Source organism: Streptomyces sulphureus DSM 40104 (assembly GCF_000381025.1).
Lineage (GTDB): Bacteria > Actinomycetota > Actinomycetes > Streptomycetales > Streptomycetaceae > Streptomyces > Streptomyces sulphureus.
In genome coordinates this window covers 15,457-31,967 of sequence record NZ_KB905823.1, presented here as the reverse complement: position 1 = coordinate 31,967, position 16,511 = coordinate 15,457, and the positions used below count along the sequence as shown (strand labels likewise).

Genomic DNA, 16,511 nt, shown 5'->3' with positions numbered 1-16,511 from the left:
TCAGGCGAATCCTTTGGCCTGAGGCAAGTGAGCACCTTACCCCAGCACGTGCCGGCGGAACATCCCGTCCGCGTCGACACCTGCTTCAACCGGCGGTGCAAGCAGGGGAGTTGACGCTCAACCGTCGTGCGGGAGCGGGCCGTACCTCGCCGCCTCCGCCCCCGTCGACCAGGCCCAGTAGCGGTCGCCGAACGACCAGTGCCACCACTCGGTCGGATAGTTGACCATGCCGACGGAGCCCAATGCCTCGGCCATGGCGCGTCGTTCGGCTGCCGCCGCGGCCCCGATACCGCGTGCCGCCGTGAAGCAGGCGCCCGCGCTCTCCTCGGGCGTCGCCGCTTCGGGACAGCCGAGATCCACCTCGGTGCCGCTGGCCGTGCACAGCGTCAGGTCCGCGGCGGCCCCGGCAACGTGCCCCGCCGTCTCCGGCGGCGCCACCCAGCGGCTCGCCGCGGTGCGCAACTCCCGCTCGCCGGCGCGGGGATGGCGCCCCCGGAGCACGGCGAGATACCCGTCCCTGATGCGGTGCTGCAGCGCCAGCGGGCGGTACCCCTCGACGAGCAGCCACCGCCGGTCGCGCGGCAGCAACGCCTCTGCGCGCACGAGGAGTTCGAGAACGCCGGCACGCAACCGCGCCCACTCCCCCGCCGCGTCACCGCGCCTGTCGTCGACGCGCACCGCCTCCCGGCAGTCCACGAGGGGCTCCCCGCACTCGCGCACGGGGACCCGCGCCACCCGGCCGTCCCCCATCAACACGATCGGCACGCCCGTACGCGGATCGACGGGCCGGGCGGTGTACGACATCGGCGCTCCCTCCGGAGGCAGGGTAACCGCGGGGGCGCGCCTTTCCGGCGCGCCCCCACCGGGCTACTCCACGCCGGCGTTGAGGAAGAGACCGCCGTCGAGGACGAGGGTCTGCCCGGTGATCCAGGCCGCCTCGTCCGAGGTGAGGAAGGCGGCGGCGCCTGCGACGTCCTCCGGGGCGCCGAGCCGGCCCATCGGGTAGCGGGCGGCGGCCTCGTCCTCGCGGCCCTCGTAGAGCGCCACCGCGAACTTGGTCTTGACGACCGCGGGCGCGAGCGCGTTGACCCGGACCGCGGGCGCGAACTCGTGCGCCAATTGGAGCGTGAGGTTGATCATCGCCGCCTTGCTCATGCCGTAGGGGCCGATGAACGGCGAGGCCGAAACCCCCGCGATCGAGGCGACGTTGACGATGGTGCCGCCGTGCTCCTGCTGCCACGCCGCCCACGTCTGCTGCGCGAAGCCGAGCGCGGAGAGGACGTTGGTCTCGAAGACCTTGCGCACCACGCCGGGGTCGGCGTCGGCTATCGGGCCGAAGACCGGGTTGGTGCCCGCGTTGTTGACGAGGTGGTCGAGGCGGCCGTACGCCTCCATCACCCGGCCGACGGCCTCCTCCTGGTGCCCCGGGTCGTGCGCCTTGCCCGCGACGTACATCGCACGGTCGGTGCCGAGCGACTGCACGGCCTCCTTGAGCGCGTCCTCGTTGCGCCCGGTGACGCAGACGCGGTCGCCCCGTGCGGCGAGCGCCTCCGCGACGCCGTAGCCGATCCCGCGGCTCGCGCCGGTGACGAGCGCGACGCGCCCGGTGTCCTGCTGCTCTGCCATCCTGCCTGCCTCCGGGTTCAGTTGAGGGGGCCGCCGGCCACGTACATGACCTGGCCGGAGACGAAGCCGGCCTGCTCGCCGGTGAAGAAGGCGATCGCGTGGGCCACGTCCTCCGGGGCGCCGACGCGCTGCACCGGGATCTGCGTCGCCGCCGCTGCCTTGAAGTCGTCGAAGCCCATGCCGACACGCTCGGCGGTGGCGGCGGTCATGTCGGTGGCGATGAAGCCGGGCGCCACGGAGTTGGCGGTGATGCCGAACTTGCCCAGCTCCTTGGCGAGGGTCTTGGTGAAGCCCTGCATCCCGGCCTTGGCCGCGGCGTAGTTGACCTGCCCGCGGTTGCCGAGCGCCGAGGACGAGGAGAGGTTGACGATGCGGCCGAAGCCGGCGTCGACCATGTGGCTCTGGCAGGCCCGCGACATCAGGAAGGCGCCGCGCAGGTGGACGCCGAGGACGGTGTCCCAGTCGGCGTCGCTCATCTTGAAGAGCAGGTTGTCGCGGAGGACGCCGGCGTTGTTGACGAGCACGGTGGGCGCGCCGAGCTCCTCGGCGACGCGGGCGACGGCCGCCTCCACCTGCGCCGAGTCGGAGACGTCGCAGCCGAAGGCGCGCGCGGTGCCGCCGGCGGAGGTGATCTTGTCGACGGTCTCCTGGCAGGCCGCCTCGTCGAGGTCGACGACGGCGACCGCGCGGCCCTCGGCGGCGAGGCGTACGGCCGTGGCCGCGCCGATGCCCCGGGCCGAACCCGTCACGATCGCGACACGCTGCTCGGTGGTGGACATGCTGGGTATCTCCTCGTCCTGGATGGTGAGCAAACGCTTAGTTGCTACGGCAGTCGTGACGCTATGAGCCCCGGCACCCGCTGTCAACGGCCGCCTGCGCACCGGTCGTCGGCCGCGGTCGTCAGCGGACGAGCTCCTCCAGCAGGCGCTCCGTCTCCGCCTCCGGGTCGGCCGTGAGCCCCGTGTGCACCGGACCGGGCTGCACCACGGTGCTCTTCGGCGCCACCAGCCACCTGAACCTGCGTCCCGGGTCCTCGTCGGCGGCCTGACCCGCGGCCCGCCCGCCGGCGCACACCCCCTCGACGGCACGCAGCGCCGCGCGGACACCGACCACGTCGGCACCGGCGTCGAGCGCCCGCAGCCGCGCCTCGTCGAGGTGGACGCAGGCGCCGACGTAGGAACGGGCACGGCAGTACACCACCACGCCTGCGTTGATCGACTCGCCCCGCTCCACCCGCGGCACCACGCGCAGCACCGCGTACTCGAAGACGTCCAACTCCCTGCGCTCCCCGCTCACTCGGTGGTTGCCGCTCGCCCGTACGTTTCCGCTCATCTCGCACCGCACCCGCTCGGCTCGTCGCGGCCCGTGAGCCAGCCCGGCGCCTGCGAAGGGCGGTCCCGCGTCGGTTCGCCGACGGTGACGTGCTCGTGGACCGTGCGCGCCCGCTCCGAGAGGACCTGCGCGTAGACGGCGCGCACGGCGTCCGCGTCCGGAGCGCCCTGCTCGGGTGCGAGCCACTCGTCCGGGACGTCCGCGGCGCACGCGGCGACCAGCTCCTCGGTGACGCGGGGCGCCAGCGCCCCGGCAGCCGCCGCGATGTCGGGACCGAAGGGCGCGAGCGCGTGGTCGGAGGCGTCGTACGGCTTCGCGACGGCGCGGCCCGCGGAGCCGAAGCTGTGGTGCCAGACCAACGTGGCCCCGTGGTCGATGAGCCACAGGTCGCCGTGCCAGACCAGCATGTTGGGGTTGCGCCACGAGCGGTCGACGTTGTCGACGAGCGCGTCGAACCACACGATCCGGCCCGCCTCCTCGGGGCCGACCGTGTACGCGAGCGGGTCGAAGCCGAGCGAGCCCGGCAGGTAGTCCATGCCGAGGTTGCGACCGCCGCTCTCCTTGAGGAGCTCCTGCACCTCCTCGTCCGGCTCGGCGAGCCCGATCACCGGGTCGACCTCCAGGGACACCAGCTCGGGGACGCGCAGCCCGAGCCTGCGGGCGAGCTGCCCGGCGACGACCTCGGCGACGAGCGCCTTACGCCCCTGCCCGGCGCCGGTGAACTTCGCCACGTAGGTGCCCAGATCTCCGGCCTCGACGAGGCCGGGGAGCGAGCCGCCCTCGCGGAGCGGCGTCACATAGCGCGTGGCGGTGGTCTCTGGAAGCATCCGCCCAGGTTATGCCGAGTGCACCGCCGCCGTGTGCCCGGTGGGTGCCGCGTGGCCCGCGAAGAGCGGGACCGGGCGCGGTGTCAGGGTGTACTCTTCCAACGACTTTGCGCAGTACGCGAGTTGCCCGTGCAGCCGCCCCGTTCCTCCAGCCTCCCGGTGTTCACCGCCTGGAGGCTTTTTCGTGTGCGCGCACGGCCCGGCGCACATACCGACCCTCCAGGACGAGGAGCAACCGATGCACCTTCCCGACCCGCGGGACGACGGCCCCGTCGACCCGTGCCCCGACTTCCCCGAGCAGTTCGCGCGCACCCGGCGCTTCTCGCTCGGCGCCGTACGCGCACCGTCGGTCTCGGCCGACGGTCGGCGCGTCGTGTTCCTGCGCACCCGTACAGGCAGCGATCCGGTGAGCCTCCTCCGGCTCTGGCAGGACGGCACCGAGCGCACCCTAGCCGACCCGGGCGAGCTGCCCGCCGCCCCCGAGCCGGCGGACCCGCTCCGCGAACGCACTCGCGAACTCGCCCTGGGCATCACGGCGTTCGCGGCCGACGCCGACTGCACCATCGCCGCCTTCACGCTCGGCGGCGCACTCTGGGCGGTCCGCACCGAGGACGCCGTCCCCTTCCGCGTCCCCGTACCAGGACCCGTCTTCGATCCGCGGCCCTCCCCCGACGGCTCCCGCATCGCCTACGTCAGCGAGGGCGCCCTGCACGTCGTCGGCGTCGACGGCACCGGTGCGCGCACTCTCGCAGCGCCCGAAGGCCCCTGCGTCGGCTACGGGTCGAGCGACCACATCTCGGCCGAGTCGATGGGCAGGCTGCGCGGCCACTGGTGGGCGCACGGGGGAGACGCCGTCCTCGCGGTGCGCGTCGACGAGTCCGACGTCCAACTGCGGTGGTACGCCGACCCGTTCCGCCCCGAGCGCGCCCCGCGGTCGGCGCCGTACCCGGCCGCCGGAACGGCCAATCCGCGCGTCACGCTCCATGTGCTGGGGCTCGACGGCGAGCGGGTCCGAATCGACCTGCCGGGCGGTGACTTCGAGTACCTCCCGGCGGCCGGCTGGGACGCGCACGGCCCGTTCGCCGCCGCACAGACCCGCGATCAGCGCACGCTGCGCACCCTCGCCGTCGATCCGACGACGGGGCACGTCAGAACGGTCTCCGAGCGCACCGACGCGCACTGGGTGGAGCTGATCAGCGGAACACCCTGCCGCACCGCGTCCGGCGCGCTCGTCGAGCCGTACGACGACGAGGGCTGCGACACGCGGCGGCTCGCCGTGGACGGCCGGGCCGTGACGCCTCCGGGGCTCCAACTCATCGCCGTACACGGGACGCAGGGCGACGCGGTGCTCTTCGGCGGCGCCGAGGAGCCCACCGAGGAGCACGTGTACCGCTACACGCCCGAGCGGGGATGCGAACGGCTCAGCGAGGAGCCGGGGGTGCACACGGCGGCCGTCGGCGGCGACACCTTCGTCCTCGACTCCGCGGGCACGCACGGGAGTTGCGTCACGCTCCACCGCGGTGACGGGCTCCTCGGCGAGCTCGCGACGCTCACCGAGGAGCCCGTCCCGCAGCCGAGGCCCCGGCTGCTGGTACTCGGGGAGCGGCGCCTGCGGTGCGCTCTCTTCCTTCCGGGCGGCAGGGAGCCGCGCGCGGGCACGCGGCTCCCGGTGCTCCTCTCGCCGTACGGGGGGCCGGGGATGCAGCTCGTGCGGAAGGGTTCGGGCTGGCAGGACGCCGTCGCGCAGTGGTTCGCCGAACAGGGTTTCGCGGTGCTCGTCGTCGACGGCCGCGGCACTCCGGGACGCGGACTCGCGTGGGAGAAGGCCATCAGCGGCGACCAGTTGGGCCCGGCGCTGGAGGACCAGGTCGACGCGGTCCGCGCCGCGGCGGCCGAGCTGCCGTACCTCGACCTCTCCCGGGTCGGCATCCGCGGCTGGTCTTTCGGCGGCACGCTCGCGGCTGCCGCCGTGCTGCGCCGCCCGGACGTCTTCCACGTAGCCGTCGCCGGTGCCGCCCCTTCCGATCAGCGCCACTACGACAGCCACTGGAAGGAGCGCTTCCTCGGCCATCCGGACGAGCACCCCGCCCACTATGCGCGCAGCTCCCTCCTCGACGACGCTCCCGGCCTGCGCCGCCCGCTCCTGCTGGTGCACGGCACCGCGGACGACAATGTCGCCTTCACCCACACCCTCAAGCTGTCCGCCGCGCTCCTCGCCGCCGGACGCCCGCACACCGTCCTGCCGCTTCCGGGCGAGACCCACCTGGTGCGCGATCCGGTGACACAGCGCCAACTCCTCCGCTACGAGCGGAACTTCCTGCTCTCCGCGCTGCGTCCGACTGGGTCTCAGTCGTAGCGACCGCCGGAGGAGGGGCGCAGCGCAGCGGCGACGGCGTCGGCGAACGGCTCCAACGACGCCTGCGTCAGCGGCGAGACGGTGAGCCGGACTCCGGGCGCCGAGGAGGTGCGGAACCTCGCGCCCGGGGCGACGGCCCAGCCCGCGTGGAGGAGCCGGGCGACGGCACCGGTCTCGTCGGGGACGGGGAGCCAGAGGTTCATCCCGCTGCGCCCGCGCGCCTCGATCCCCCGGGCCGCGAGGAGGCCGCGCAGCTCCTCGCGGCGCCGGTCGTAGGAGTGGGCGACGGCACGGCCGTCGACCGCGTCCGTCTCCCACAGGTGGACGACCGCGTGTTGGAGGAGCCGGCTGACCCAGCCGGGGCCGAGGCGCTGCCGCCCTGCGACCCGCGCGAGCGTGGTGTCGTCCCCGGTGAGCACCGCGACGCGCAGGTCGGGGCCGTACGCCTTGGAGGTGGAGCGGACCAGCGCCCAGTGCGCCGTGGCGCCGGCGAGCGGGTGGTGCGGGAGTCCTGCGATGCCGTGCCCGTGGTCGTCCTCGACGAGGAGGGTCGTCGGCCGGGTGGCGAGCAACTCCCGTAGCCGGGCAGCGCGTTCCTCGCTCACCGCGGCGCCCGTCGGGTTCTGCGCGCGGGCCGTGACGACGAGCGCGCGGGCGCCCGAGGCGAGTGCGCGCTCGGCCGAGCGCAGGGTGGGGCCCTCGTCGTCGAGAGCCACCGGGACGGGGCGGAGACCGAGCGCGGGGACGAGGTCGAGGAGGCTGCCCCAGCCCGGGTCCTCGACGGCGACGCGGTCGCCGGGGCGCAGGTGCGCCGAGAGGACGCGCTCGATCGCGTCGAGCGCCCCCGAGGCGGCTGCGAGCGGCGCCTCGGGGACGCCGTCCGACGCCAGTGCTGCGCGGGCGAGTCGGGCGAAGCGGGGGACGAGCGGCGGAGAGCCGTAGACCGTCGGCTCGGCCGCCGCACGGCGGGCGGCGGCGGCGAGCGCCTCGTCGAGCGGAGGGAGCAGCGCGGGGTCCGGGTTGCCCGTGGAGAGGTCGACGGCGCCCTCGGGCACGTCGGGGCGGAGCTCCTCGCGCGGTGTGCTCGCGGGGCGCGCACGGACGCGGCTGCCGCGGCGGCCCGCGGTCTCGATGACGCCGCGCTCCCGAAGGGTGCGGTACGCGGCGGCGACGGTGTTCGGGTTGACGCCGAGTTCGCGCGCCAACTCGCGCAGCGGCGGCAGGTGTTGGCCGGGCGCCAACGCGCCTTCCGCGATGCCCCGTTCCACGCTGGCGGCGATCTCCGCACCGCCCCGGCCTGCTATCCGGTACTCTCCTAGCACAAAATCAACTATGCACTAGTACAAGGAAGTTGAGCAACCCGCCCCGGAAGCGGCACCGAGCCGCCCCGAACGCCTGGAGGACCGATGACCCCCGCATCCGCCGAGGCCCCGTACGAGCGCACCGACCGCACCACACCGACCCGTCACGCCGAACGTGCCGCCTACGACCGCGAGTCGGTCCACTCCGTCCTGGACTCCGAGTACCTCTGCCACCTCGGCTTCGTGCGCGAGGGTGCGCCCGTCGTCCTCCCCACCCTCTTCGCCCGCGTCGGCGAACGCCTCTACCTCCACGGCTCCACGGGATCGCGTCCGCTGCGGGACGGCGGGACGCCGGAGGGCCTGCCGGTCTGCGTGACCGTCACACAGGTGAACGGCCTGGTGCTGGCCCGCTCGGCCTTCCACCACTCGCTCAACTACCGCTCCGTCGTGGTGCACGGCACGGCGGTCCAGGTCCGCGACGAGGCGGAGAAGGCGGCGGCGCTCGACACGCTCGTCGACTCCGTCGTCCCAGGACGCTCCGCGGACTCGCGTCCGGCCAACGCCAAGGAGTCGGCGGCGACGGCGGTGCTCAGGGTCGACCTCGCCGAGGTCTCGGCGAAGGTCCGCGAGGGCGGCCCGAACGACGACGCCGAGGACCTCGCGCTTCCCTTCTGGAGCGGCGTCGTCCCGGTCTCCCGCACCTACGGCGCCCCGGTACCCGCCGACGACCTCACGGCGGGGACACCGGTCCCCGAGTACCTGGCGGCGCTCCGCTAGGCGGCCTCAACCGGTGCGCGACGGCGGTACGTCGACGGCATCGGCACGCACCGGGCCCTCCGCGGCCGCGCCGCCGCGCGGGCGCCCCGGCGCCTGCGCGACGGCGGCGCCGAGCAACACCACAGCGCCGCCCGCGAGTTGCACCCAGCCCAGGTACTCCCCCAACACCACCCAGGCGACGAGCGTCGCCACCACCGCCTCAAGGCACGCAACGACCCCGGCGACCTGAGGGGAGAGCCGCCGCACGGCCACGACCCCGGTGACGTACGCGACGACCGTGGCCACCGCCACCATCCAGACCAGCAGGACCACGCCCCGCACCGGCGTCCCGTCGACGGAGACGCGCTCGACGAGGAGGCCCCACTCCATGCCCCAGGGACGCGCGGCGAGCGTCAGCACCACCGTGGCGAGGAGCGCCCCCTGCGCGATGACGCCGAGCGGGTGCGGCACCGGCCGGTCGTCGCCCGCCCGCCCCTTCCTGCTCCCCTGCTCGGAGAGGACGAAGTAGCTCGCCTGGCACACCGCAGCACCGAGCGCCAGCGCCAGGCCGACCGCGTCGAACCGCAGCCCCGCCCAGATCTCCACGACGCACGCGAGCCCGCCGACGGCGAGGACCACTCCGAGCGCCGCGGCCCTGCTCACCGGACGGCGCTGCACGAACCGCACCCAGCCGAGCACCAGCGCGGGCCCCAGGTACTCGATGAGCAGCGCGACGCCGACCGGGATGCGGGACACGGCGGCGAAGTAGCAGCCCTGCACGCCGGCCATGGCGAAGACGCCGAACCCCGCGATCAGACCGGGGCGTTGCAGCACCAGCGCCCGGTGCCGGACGGCGAGCGGCAGCAGCAGGAGCGCCGCACCGGCGACGCGCAGCCACGTCACCTCCAGCGGGTCGAGCCCGGCCTCGATGAGCGGCTTGGCCACGGTGCCGGAGCTCCCGAAGGCGAAGGCGGAGACGAGCGCGAGGAGCAGGCCGACGCGTCGCGGCTCCGCGTGGGAGGTGGCAGCGGGCATGGCCGCATCATGTCAGCAGCGACTGAGCGTGTCACTCATGAAGGCTCACGCCTCCTCGCGCCCCGTGCCCAGACGGACGGCGAGGAGCTCGACGTCCACACCGGCGGCATCGAGCACCTCCACGGCACGGCACTCGCGATCGGCGACGATACCGGCGAAGAGGTCGATGCCCTCGGCGAGTTCGACCCCGCGCCGCTGCGCCCTGCACACGGCGCACTCCAGCGCCGCCGACGCGCTCGGGGACCAGCCGGCGGCGCCGCCCGGCTGCTCGGCGACGGCGGGCAGCGACCCCGAATCCTCCACGGACCCCTGCCACTTCAGCCCGTAGCCGACGCTGCGCTGCACGAGGTAGCCGAGGAGGCGCCCGAGCTGGGGTGCCCCGCCCTCCAGCAACTCCCAGACCTCCCGGTCGGATTCGAGGACGCTGTGGAGCAGGTGCGCCGTGTCGACCTGGCGATCCCCGTCGCGAGCAGCACGCCGCCGCGCAGCCGCCACCATCACGGCGACGGCCTCGCTGACCTGGCTCTCGGGATGCCCCGTCGAGGACTCGGCATCCGACGGCATCGGAATCTGCACAGGACCACCACATCACATCCCCGCACCCTCAACATCACCACCCCGTGGCATATACCGCCCGGCCGACTGGTCACCACGCGGTATCCGCGACCTCCTCCGCAGGGAGGAGATCCGGTCACGTGTCTCAGGGAAAGCGGCCGCGTCAGGCGCCCCCGGAGCGGCGCACGCTCCGGGTACGCGGGTGGTACACGACGCCGCCCCGCTCCCAACGCGCCGCCCCCGCTGGGGGCTTGGAGCGTTCGGGAGCGGGAACCGACAACGCGTGCCCGCGGTCCCATCACCGACGGCTGCACCACCCCGACAGGGCACACGCCAGGGCACCTCCAGCCAACGGCAGCACAGGGAGACCGCCATGCCCCTCACGTCCTCTCCGCAGCGCCACACCCGTATCGCACTCGCCGCGGCCGCGGCCTGCACCGCGCTCCTCGCGGCGGGCTGCACCTCCGACTCGACGGAGGCCGGCGACTCCACGGTGAGCGCCTCCGCCCCGAAGGCGGGCGGCGGCTCGACGAGCGAGCCCCCCACGTCCGCGGAACCGTCGCCCGGGACACCGCAGCAGTCGGAGCCGCGCTCCGACGGCGGGCAGAGCACCCCGCAGCCCGACGGCCTCGTCGCCTGGTGCCCGACGGACTCGCTCTCCGCCTCGGTGCGCGGCCTCAGCCCCGGCGCCGGAAACCGGTACGCCGCGCTCGTCCTCACCAACACCGGCGACACCACCTGCCGCACCAAGGGCTGGCCGGGCCTCCAGTTCGTCGACGGCGGGGGCTCCGGCCTCCCCACCGACAACGTCAGGGACCGCGAACAGGCCGCCCAGGAAGTGACGCTCCGCCCGGGCGCGCACGCCTGGAGCCGACTCCACTGGGCGGTGGTCCCCGGCGAGGGAGACGACGGGCCCTGCCCGGCGCCCGGCTCGCTCCGTGTCATCCCGCCCGACCAGCGCACCGCGACCGAGGCGGACTGGTCGCAGGGCGAGGTCTGCGGAGCAGGCCATGTCACGGCGGCCGCACTCCGTGCGGGGACCGGTCCACGCTGAGGCACCCGCGCCGCCTCCACCGGTGGGTGGCTCTCAATCCCGGGCCACCCACCGGCGATTGGCCCTCTTCGAGGAGCCGGGCCGCTCCGTAGACTCGCCGCCATGAGGATCCGAACCGTCGACGCCTTCACCGACCAGCCCTACTCCGGCAACCCGGCAGGGGTCGTCCTCCTCGACGAGGCGGACTTCCCCGCGGGCTTCCCCGACGACGAGCGCCTCCAGATGCTCGCCGCCGAACTCAACCTCGCCGAAACGGCGTTCGCACTGCGCCTCAGGGAGGACACCGCCGACTGGGCCCTGCGCTGGTTCACGCCTGCCGTCGAGGTGGACCTCTGCGGCCATGCCACCCTGGCCACCGCGCACGTCCTCCACCAGGACGGCCACGCGCAGGACATGGTGCGCTTCCGCACCCGCAGCGGCGTCCTCACCACCGAGGCCACCCCCGACGGCTCCGGCCACACCCTCGACTTCCCCACGGCCGCCCTCGCCCTCGTCGAGCCGCCGGAGGGCCTCCGGCCCGCGCTGGGCGCGCCGGTGCGCCGAGTCCACACGACGGGCGACCTCGGCGACCTCGTCGTCGAGGTCGCGGACGAGGCGACGGTGCGCGCCCTCGCCCCCGACCTCGCCGCCGTCGCCGCGCTGCCCTGCCGCGGCGTGGCCGTCACCGCCGAGGCGGCAGCCGGGGCCGAGTACGACTTCGTCTCCCGCTTCTTCGCACCGGCGCAGGGCGTCCCCGAGGACCCCGTCACGGGGAGCGCGCACACCGCGCTCGCGCCGCTGTGGGCGGAGCGGCTGGGCCGCACCGAACTCATCGGGCTTCAGTGCTCGCGGCGTACCGGGCTCGTGCGCACCGAGGTCCTCGGTGGCCGCACCCGCCTGACGGGTGCGGCCGTCACCGTCCTCGACGCCGAGCTCCGAGTGCCGCTGTGAGCAATGCGGGTGGGGCGGCTCACGGCAGCCACCCCACCCGCCCGGCGAGCAGCCCGTACCCGGTGAACGCCACGACGTCGATGAGCGCGTGCGCGGCGACGAGCGGCCCCACTCGTCCCCACCTGCGGTACAGCAGGACGAAGACGACGCCCATCGCCACGTTGCCGAGGAAGCCGCCGATGCCCTGGTAGAGGTGGTACGAGCCGCGCAGCAGCGAACTCGCCGCCAGCGCCGTCCACGGCGACCACCCCAACTGCCCCAGCCTGCGCAGCAGATAACCGACGACGATGACCTCCTCGACGACGGAGTTCTGCACCGCCGCCGCGACGAGCACCGGGTACTTCCACCACACGTCGGGCAGCCCCTCGGGGACGACGGTGAGGTTGAACCCTGCGGCCCTGGCCCCGAAGTAGAGGAGCAGCCCGCAGCCACCGATCCCGGCCGCCACCGCGGCGCCCCACCCGAGGTCGGGCCAGGGGCGCCGCCGGTCGAGGCCGAGCGCCCGTAGCCCGGGCGCGCCCTCGCGCAGCAGCAGGTGCGCCACGAGGGCGACGGGGACGAGCGCCGTCGCGATCCCGAAGAGCTGCCAGGCGAGGTCGAGCCACGGACGCCCGGGCGCCCGCGAGGAGTTGAGGTGCGCCGACTGGTCGGCGAGGCCCCCCGGCTCGGTGAGGGAGCCGACGAAGCTGATGAGCGCCGAGACGCCGCTGGCACCGAGCGACAGGGCGAGGACCAGCAGCGTCTCGGTTCCCAACACCCGCCGGGACAGCGCCTGTCGGGAAAGTTCGGGACGTACGCCCTCATCCGACGCCACAGCAACCTCCAGATTCGAACGGCTTCGCACGGAACCGGCCCCCGCCATTGACTCGAGTTCGCCAATCGCGTCTCATCAGCCACGTCCGCCACGCTATGGTCTCGAAAACACACACTACGTAGATCGCGCGCGACGACTCGGGGGGACGAGCACGATCAAGGCGTGCTGCCTCCCGCCGTCACCTAGGGCCACCCGAGGAGAGACGCACACGCCATGGCACGTCACAGCTTGCCCGACGATCAGGACACCTCTGGGTCGGGGTACGCGCCGACCGCCGCGCCTCCCTCCCGCAAGAGTGCGAGACGACGGAACGTCATGCTCGCGACGGCGCTGGTCGTGGCCCTCGGCGCAGGCACGGGCGTCGCGGCGCAGAAGGGGATGCTGCCCTTCGGCAGCGGGTGCGACGGGGAGACCGTGGAGCTGCGCGTCGCCGCCTCGCCCGACATCGCCCCCGTGCTGCGCCGGGTCGCCGAGCGCACCGAGGACGGCGAGGCGAAGTCCGACGGCCGCTGCATGGACGTCCGCGTGAGCGCACGCGCGGGCGCCGAGATGGCCGACGCGCTCCAGCACGGCGGCTCCTCGGGCAAAGCCCCGGAGTACGAGGTGTGGCTGCCGGACTCCTCCTTCTGGATCGAGCAGGCCACCGCCTCGGGGAACGCGTCGGCCGCCGACTCGCTCGGCAGCGTCGCCTCCTCACCGATCACCCTCGCCGCCGTACCCCCCGCGGCGAAGGCGCTCGGGTGGCCGAAGAAGCAGTACTCGTGGGGGCAGATAGCCGACTCGTCGGCGCCCGGGGACGAACTGCGCATCGGCACCGCCGACCCGGCCCGCAGCGCCACCGGGCTGCTGGCACTCACCCGCATCCAGGAGTCGGCCGCCAAGGCGGGCGGCAAGGACGCGGAGACCAAGACGGCCGCCGCCGCCAAGCAGCTCGCGGAGCGCACGGCACCGGGCGACTCCCAGGTCCTCGCCACCCTCCCCCGCGACGACTCCGGCACCGAGCTGGGCAACCCGAAGCGCAACCAGGCGCTGGTCCTCTCCGAACAGGCGGCCCACTCCCACAACAAGGGCTCGGGCGACTCCCCCGACCTGCAACTCTTCTACCCCAAGGACGGCCTGACGCTCCTCGACTACCCCTACGCCCTCGTCGACAGCGACGACTTGAGCACCGAACAGAGCCGCGCCGCCATGCGGTTCCAGACGCTCCTCGGCGACACCCAGGGCCAACGCGCCCTCACCACCGGCGGCTTCCGCCCGAAGAACGGCGACGCCGTGGAGGACATCTCCACCGCGGCCGGCGCGAAGAAGCCCCAGCCCTACGCGGCGAGCCCGGCAGGCGCCCCCTCGCCCAAGAGCGTCCAGGAGACGCTCGGGATGTGGACGATCACCGTGCAGAGCGCACGGTTCACCCTCGTCGTCGACGCCTCGGCCTCGATGGCCGCCGAAGTCCCCGGCCGGCCGGGCGAGTCGAGGATGGACGTCACCAAGGCGAGCCTGATGCAGGGACTCTCGCAGTTCACACCGGAGGACGAGGTCGGCCTCTGGGAGTTCGCCACCCGCCTCGACGGCAAGCACGACTACCGCGAGCTGGTGCCGACCGTCCGCCTCGGTGACCGCGCCGGCAGCGGCGCGACGCAGCGCGAAAAGCTCCTCTCCGCTTTCGGCAAGATGCACCCGATCCCCGGCGGCGCCACCGGCCTGTACGACACGACGCTCGCCGCGTACAAGAAGGCCGCCGAGAGCTACTCCAGCGGCAAGTTCAACGCGGTCGTCCTCCTCACCGACGGCGCCAACGAGGACCCGGGCAGCATCTCGCGCAAGGAGCTCCTCACCGAACTCGACGACCTCGCCGACGACAAGCGCCCCGTCCCGCTGATCGCGATCGCCGTCGGCCCGGACGCGGACGAGGACGCGGCGAAGGAGATCGCCAAGGCGACGAGCGGCTCGGCGCACCAGGTCAACGACCCGGCGCAGATCCACGAGGTGATCCTGAAGGCGATCATGGCGGCCGGCAGCGGCGCCTGAGGCCGCTCGCGCGTCACGCCGGCCAGGTGTGCACCGGCTCCCCCTCCCAGGCGAGCTCCGAGTACCTGCGGGTGACGCCCGCGAGCGCCTTGGCGCGGTCCAACCCCGAGTCGACGGCGCGGTGGTAGGCACGAGCCTGCCACTCGGCGCCGTTGCTCCGCGTACGGCAGCGCCCCTCGATGACGCCGAGGAACCGGTCCCGGTCGGAGGGCTCCACGCCCCAGGCGTCGAGCCCTTCGGCCGCCATCGGCAGCAGGACCTCCTGCACCAGCCGCGCCGCGGGCCACTCGGCCGTACCGCCGCCGGGCCTGGGCCAGTTGAGGCGCGCCCCGATGCCGTCGCGGCAGGCGGCGTCGAAGTTGGCGGCCGCCTCGGCGAAGGTCATGCGTCGCCACACGGGGCGGCGCTCGTCGGCGAGGGTGCGGACGAGCCCGTAGTAGAACGCCGTGTTGGCGAGGACGTCCGTGACGGTGGGCCCCGCCGGCAGGACGCGGTTCTCCACCCGCAGATGCGGGACGCCTCCGGCCACCGCGTAGACGGGCCGGTTCCAGCGGTAGACGGTGCCGTTGTGGAGCACCAGCTCGGCGAGGGAGGGTGCGTGCCCGGCGGCGAGCGCCTCCTGCGGGTCCTCTTCGTCGAGGAGCGGCAGGAGTGGCGGGAAGTAGCGGAGGTTCTCCTCGAAGAGGTCGAGCGGTGAGTCTATCCAGCGCTCGCCGAACCAGGTGCGCGGGCGCACGCCCTGTGCCGCGAGCTCCGGCGGCCTGGTGTCGGTCGCCTGCACGAAGACCGGTATCCGCGACTCGCGCCACAGCTCCCGCCCGAAGAGGAACGGGGAGTTCGCCCCCATCGCGATCTGCGGCCCTGTCACGGCCTGCGCCGCGTTCCAGACGTCGGCGAACCGGTCGGGCGTCACCTGGAGGTGGAGCTGGAGCGAGGTGCACGCGGCCTCGGGCGCGATCGAGGAGGTGGTCCGCCTGAGCTGCTCGACGCCCCTGATATCGAGGGCGACCTCCTCACCGCGTGCCGCCATGATCTGGTCGTTGAGCAGCCGGTAGCGGTCGACGGCGGTGAGGTTCGCCGGCACGAGGTCGTCCGCCTCCAGGGTCGGCAGGATGCCGATCATCACGATGCGGGCCGCGGCCTCGCTCGCCTGCCGGTCGGCGTACCCGAGCCCGGTACGCAGCTCCTCGGCGAGCTGGTCGAAGACGCGTCCCACCAACCGGTGCGGCACGACGTTGACTTCGAGGTTGAACTGCCCCAACTCGGTCTGGAAATCGGTGCTCGCGATGCGCTCCAGCACCTCCTTGTTGCGCATGCGCGGGAGCCCGGAGGCGTCCGAGAGATTCAACTCGATCTCCAGGCCCATGAGATCGCGCGGCCCCTGGAACCTCCCCTGTGCGAGCAGCTCCCCGAGCGCCGCTCTGCACTTCTGCAGCTTCTCCCGGTACAGCCGCCGGTCGGACAGGTCGAACCTGTCCGCGACGAGCTTCTCTCCCATCGAAGCTTCCTCCTCGGTCGGGGCCCGGCAGTGCACCGATGATGCCCCGGAACACGATCCACAACGCCTGCGCCCCCTGGCTGACGGCGGGCGAATGCAATTACGCTGAGGGGAGTTATGCGGCACATTCCTCCGGCATACGGACTGCCAACGGCATAGACGGCAGGCATCGGCTCCTACCATGCCGTGCACGTCCGCCTCAGGAAAAGCTCGGGTGCAGATCAAGCCGACTACGCGGGCAGAGAATTACCAGGGCACGCACCTCGTATCCCGCGCAAATGCGGAGAAATACCACGCGGATTCGGCGTGCCTCGGCCTTGCCTCTTCCGGCGGCGCACGCTAGCCGAAACGCCGGGGGAACGCGGTTCGTATAAACTCCCCTGAAGAGGCGGGAATTGGCGT

Annotated in this window: 15 protein-coding genes; 5 read left to right on the top strand and 10 right to left on the bottom strand. The window is 73.5% G+C overall.

Going from position 1 to position 16,511, the window contains the following annotated elements; genetic code table 11:
* Positions 1–117 precede the first annotated feature (117 nt).
* The 5 genes from F603_RS0125625 to F603_RS0125605 form a co-directional block, all read right to left on the bottom strand.
* Positions 118–804 carry a M15 family metallopeptidase gene (locus F603_RS0125625; protein WP_019548798.1) on the bottom strand — a complete coding sequence of 229 codons (687 nt, stop codon included), beginning with the start codon at positions 802–804 and terminating at the stop codon, positions 118–120.
* Positions 805–867: 63 nt separating this feature from the next.
* Positions 868–1,626 carry an SDR family oxidoreductase gene (locus tag F603_RS0125620; RefSeq protein ID WP_019548797.1) on the bottom strand — a complete coding sequence of 253 codons (759 nt, stop codon included), beginning with the start codon at positions 1,624–1,626 and terminating at the stop codon, positions 868–870.
* 17 nt (positions 1,627–1,643) lie between these two features.
* On the bottom strand, positions 1,644–2,405 hold the full coding sequence (gene fabG / locus F603_RS0125615; protein ID WP_019548796.1) for a 3-oxoacyl-ACP reductase FabG: 762 nt from the start codon (positions 2,403–2,405) through the stop codon (positions 1,644–1,646).
* A 121-nt stretch (positions 2,406–2,526) separates the two neighbouring features.
* A complete protein-coding gene (locus F603_RS0125610; RefSeq protein WP_051096385.1) occupies positions 2,527–2,958 on the bottom strand; it encodes a DUF3037 domain-containing protein in 432 nt (143 codons plus the stop codon).
* Positions 2,955–3,785, bottom strand: coding sequence for a HipA family kinase (locus F603_RS0125605; protein WP_019548794.1), 831 nt, complete (start codon positions 3,783–3,785; stop codon positions 2,955–2,957). Before F603_RS0125605 ends, F603_RS0125610 begins: the two co-directional genes overlap by 4 nt.
* A gap of 238 nt (positions 3,786–4,023) precedes the next feature.
* Here F603_RS0125605 and F603_RS0125600 point away from each other — a divergent pair, with 238 nt between their 5' ends.
* Positions 4,024–6,141: a S9 family peptidase gene (locus tag F603_RS0125600; protein ID WP_051096383.1), complete on the top strand. Its 2,118-nt coding sequence runs from the start codon at positions 4,024–4,026 to the stop codon at positions 6,139–6,141.
* On the opposite strand, the gene F603_RS0125595 is transcribed toward F603_RS0125600, so the two are convergent.
* On the bottom strand, positions 6,132–7,463 hold the full coding sequence (locus F603_RS0125595; RefSeq protein WP_078503752.1) for an aminotransferase class I/II-fold pyridoxal phosphate-dependent enzyme: 1,332 nt from the start codon (positions 7,461–7,463) through the stop codon (positions 6,132–6,134). The two genes, F603_RS0125600 and F603_RS0125595, sit on opposite strands and share 10 nt — an antisense overlap.
* 84 nt (positions 7,464–7,547) lie before the next feature.
* Here F603_RS0125595 and F603_RS0125590 point away from each other — a divergent pair, with 84 nt between their 5' ends.
* Positions 7,548–8,219, top strand: coding sequence for a pyridoxamine 5'-phosphate oxidase family protein (locus F603_RS0125590; RefSeq protein WP_019548791.1), 672 nt, complete (start codon positions 7,548–7,550; stop codon positions 8,217–8,219).
* A gap of 6 nt (positions 8,220–8,225) precedes the next feature.
* Here F603_RS0125590 and F603_RS0125585 read toward each other — a convergent pair whose 3' ends face one another.
* On the bottom strand, positions 8,226–9,233 hold the full coding sequence (locus F603_RS0125585; protein ID WP_019548790.1) for an EamA family transporter: 1,008 nt from the start codon (positions 9,231–9,233) through the stop codon (positions 8,226–8,228).
* Positions 9,234–9,278: 45 nt separating this feature from the next.
* Entirely contained in the window at positions 9,279–9,809 is a 531-nt protein-coding gene (locus tag F603_RS0125580; protein WP_019548789.1) for a Clp protease N-terminal domain-containing protein, read from the bottom strand.
* Between the two features lie 352 nt (positions 9,810–10,161).
* Between F603_RS0125580 and F603_RS0125575 the strand changes: the two genes are divergently transcribed.
* Positions 10,162–10,842: a DUF4232 domain-containing protein gene (locus F603_RS0125575; protein WP_019548788.1), complete on the top strand. Its 681-nt coding sequence runs from the start codon at positions 10,162–10,164 to the stop codon at positions 10,840–10,842.
* A 102-nt stretch (positions 10,843–10,944) separates the two neighbouring features.
* Positions 10,945–11,772: a PhzF family phenazine biosynthesis protein gene (locus F603_RS0125570; RefSeq protein ID WP_019548787.1), complete on the top strand. Its 828-nt coding sequence runs from the start codon at positions 10,945–10,947 to the stop codon at positions 11,770–11,772.
* 19 nt (positions 11,773–11,791) lie between these two features.
* Here F603_RS0125570 and F603_RS0125565 read toward each other — a convergent pair whose 3' ends face one another.
* Positions 11,792–12,598 (bottom strand): CPBP family intramembrane glutamic endopeptidase, encoded by an 807-nt coding sequence (locus F603_RS0125565; protein ID WP_425427022.1) that lies wholly within the window; start codon positions 12,596–12,598, stop codon positions 11,792–11,794.
* A 201-nt stretch (positions 12,599–12,799) separates the two neighbouring features.
* Here F603_RS0125565 and F603_RS0125560 point away from each other — a divergent pair, with 201 nt between their 5' ends.
* Positions 12,800–14,611 (top strand): substrate-binding and VWA domain-containing protein, encoded by a 1,812-nt coding sequence (locus tag F603_RS0125560; RefSeq protein ID WP_026328708.1) that lies wholly within the window; start codon positions 12,800–12,802, stop codon positions 14,609–14,611.
* A 13-nt stretch (positions 14,612–14,624) separates the two neighbouring features.
* Here the strand turns inward: F603_RS0125560 and F603_RS0125555 are convergent, their stop codons facing one another.
* Entirely contained in the window at positions 14,625–16,109 is a 1,485-nt protein-coding gene (locus F603_RS0125555) for a glutamate-cysteine ligase family protein (protein WP_019548784.1), read from the bottom strand.
* Positions 16,110–16,511 lie beyond the last annotated feature (402 nt).